3 protein-coding genes and 1 rRNA gene are annotated in these 2914 nt (G+C 66.5%); 3 read left to right on the top strand and 1 reads right to left on the bottom strand.

Features of this window, described 5'->3' with window-relative positions:
* Positions 1-145 precede the first annotated feature (145 nt).
* The 3 genes from rrf (at position 146) to I71_RS27250 (ending at position 2264) form a co-directional block, all read left to right on the top strand.
* A 5S ribosomal RNA gene (gene rrf / locus I71_RS27260) occupies positions 146-261 on the top strand.
* Between the two features lie 219 nt (positions 262-480).
* On the top strand, positions 481-1569 hold the full coding sequence (gene ada / locus I71_RS27255) for a bifunctional DNA-binding transcriptional regulator/O6-methylguanine-DNA methyltransferase Ada (protein ID WP_042701366.1): 1089 nt from the start codon (positions 481-483) through the stop codon (positions 1567-1569).
* Positions 1566-2264: a 2OG-Fe(II) oxygenase gene (locus I71_RS27250; RefSeq protein ID WP_042701363.1), complete on the top strand. Its 699-nt coding sequence runs from the start codon at positions 1566-1568 to the stop codon at positions 2262-2264. The genes ada and I71_RS27250 overlap by 4 nt, the downstream gene beginning before the upstream one ends.
* Positions 2265-2268: 4 nt before the next feature.
* Here I71_RS27250 and I71_RS27245 read toward each other — a convergent pair.
* A partial coding sequence (locus I71_RS27245; protein ID WP_042701360.1) for an ABC transporter permease occupies positions 2269-2914 on the bottom strand: 646 nt, incomplete at its 5' end.

Genomic DNA, 2914 nt, shown 5'->3' with positions numbered 1-2914 from the left:
CCCACAAACCGGGCCATGCGCAGCAGCAAGCTNGCTCAAAACAGCAGCTTGACAGCATGCGCCGCAGTTCGATACTCCTCACATCACTGCACTGAAACAAGCATATGCGCTTTTGGGAATGAGCGTCGGTCTTATGCCTTGGTGACCTGGTGGTCATGGCGAGGTGTCAAACACCCGATCCCATCCCGAACTCGGCCGTGAAAAGCCTCCGCGCCAATGGTACTGCGTCTTAAGACGTGGGAGAGTAGGTCGCCGCCAGGTCACTCAGGCATAAGAGACGCTCAAACAAAACGCTCATGCTTGCATCTTCATCAAGCACACAGAAACGCCCCGGCTCCAAAAAGCCGGGGCGTTTCGGCGTTCAGGACGACTCATTGCAATTCGAGAGCAAGCGGCGGAGTGAGCCGGTTTGCCGGCTGGTCCAGATTGCTCCCTCGTCGAACCACGAAACCTGTAAGCTTCGTGCAGGGAGAGGGACACATGACCGCCGCACCCGACACCGCCGCCCCTGACGCCATCGATCCGGATGTGGAACGCTGGGCGTCGTTGCGCCGCCGTGACCCGGCCGCCGACGGGCGTTTCGTCTACGCGGTCCGCAGCACCGGCGTCTATTGCCGGCCGAGCTGTGCCGCGCGGTCGCCACGGCCGGAGAATGTCGTTTTCTACACCAGCAACGCCGAAGCCGAGCAGGCTGGGTTCCGGCCCTGCAAGCGCTGCCGGCCGGATGGTCCGAGCCAGAGCGTCCGGCGGGCCGAGGCCGTCGCCGCAGCCTGCCGCCTGATCGAAGAGGCGGAGGAGGTGCCGCACTTGGAGGAACTGGCCGCCGCCGCCGGGATGAGCCCCCACCATTTCCACCGCATCTTCAAGCAGGTGACCGGTGTCACCCCACGCGCCTATGTGCAGGCGCATCGTGCCGCGCGCGTCGTCGATGTCCTGCAACAGGCCGGCAGCGTGACCGAGGCGATCTATGAGGCCGGCTATGGCTCCTCTGGGCGATTTTACGAGAGCGCCGGGGGGCGGCTGGGGATGACGCCCACCAGCTACCGCAAGGGCGGCGTGGGGGAGACGATCCGGTTCGCGGTGGGAGTCTGCTCGCTCGGTTCGATCCTGGTGGCTGCGACGGAGCGTGGGGTGTGCGCGATCCTGCTGGGCGACGATCCCGACATGCTGCTCCGCGATTTGCAGGAGCGTTTCTCAAGAGCGGAGTTGATCGGCGGCGACGCCGATTTCGAGGCGACGGTGGCGCAGGTGGTTGGCTTCGTCGAGGCGCCGGGAATGGGGCTTGGGTTGCCGCTGGATATCGGCGGCACCGCCTTTCAGCAGCGGGTGTGGCAAGCGTTGCGCGCCATCCCGGCAGGCCGGACCGCCAGCTACGCCGAAATTGCCGATGCCATCGGCGAGCCGGCGGCGGTCCGGGCGGTGGCGCGTGCCTGCGGTGCCAATCCGCTGGCGGTGGCGATCCCCTGCCATCGGGTGGTGCGGTCCGACGGTGGCCTGTCCGGCTACCGCTGGGGCGTTGAGCGCAAGCGTGACCTGCTGGACCGCGAGCGCAGGGAGGCGGTGCAGTGACCGTGGTCGGGGATTTGGACTGGGCGCGCATCGAGGCGGAGCTGGAGTCGGTTGGCCATGCCGTCGTGGGGCCGCTGCTGGATGGGGAAAGCTGCAAGGCGTTGACGGAGCTTTACGAGCAGGACACCCCCTTCCGCAGCCGGGTGGTGATGGAGCGTCACGGCTTCGGCAAGGGCGAATACAAATATTTCAGCCACCCGCTGCCCGAACCGATCATGGCCTTGCGCGGACCGCTCTACCGCCGGCTGGCGCCTGTCGCCAATCGTTGGGCGGCGGCGATGGGACTCGACACCCGCTATCCGGCGGAGCATGCCGAATTCCTGGAGCGCTGCCACGCGGCCGGACAAACCCGACCCACGCCGCTGCTGCTGAAATATGGTCCCGGCGACTACAACTGCCTGCATCAGGATTTGTATGGCGAGACGGTGTTCCCGCTGCAGGTCGCCATCCTGCTGTCAGTACCCGGCACCGGGTTCACCGGCGGCGAGTTTATCCTGACCGAGCAACGCCCGCGTCTGCAATCGCGCGCCACTGTGGTCCCGCTGGAGCTTGGCGAGGCGGTGGTCTTCCCGGTGGACCAGCGACCGCTGCAGGGTTCCCGCGGCACTTATCGCGTCCGTCATCGCCATGGCGTCAGCCCGGTGCGTTCCGGCGTACGCCACACGCTCGGCATCATCTTCCACGATGCCGCGTGAGGCGTCATCCCACCGCCGATGGCGCCCGCGATCCCATGCCGCGCGCCGGGGAATAGCCGCGCACCGCCAGCGCGGCGAACAGCAGGGTGGAGCCGGCGACGACGGCCAGCGCCAGCCCGTCGATCCGGCCATAGAGCGCGAAGCGGATCAGCTCCACCCCATGGGTGAAGGGGTTGAGGCTGCACAGCCACCATAGCAGAGGGCCGGCCTCTTCCATGCGGTAGAGCGGATAGAGGGCGGAGGACAGGAAGAAGAGGGGAAAGACGACGAAGTTCATCACCCCGGCGAAATTCTCCAGCTGGCGGATGGTGGAGGCCAGCACCATGCCCAGCGCCCCCAGCATCAGCCCGTTCAGCAGCAGGGCCGGCAGCACGGTCAGCGGCGCCCAGCCCGGAAGATCAATGCCATAGAGCCTGACGATCAGCAGGAAGGCCGCCACCTGGAGGATCGACACCACCACCCCGCCGAGCAGCCGCGCCACCAGCAGGAAGGCGCGGGGCAGCGGACTGGTCAGCAGGATGCGCATGCTGCCCATCTCGCGGTCATAGACCATCGACAGCGATCCCTGCATGCCGTTGAACAGCTGGATCATGCCGATCAGCCCCGGCACGATGTAGACCTCGTAGGGGATGTAGGTTTCGTAGGGCGGG

Origin of the sequence: Azospirillum sp. B506, assembly GCF_000333595.1 — a bacterium.
Lineage (GTDB): Bacteria > Pseudomonadota > Alphaproteobacteria > Azospirillales > Azospirillaceae > Azospirillum.
Note: the sequence above shows the minus strand (reverse complement) of the source record. Positions and strands in the feature narration are given on the sequence as shown.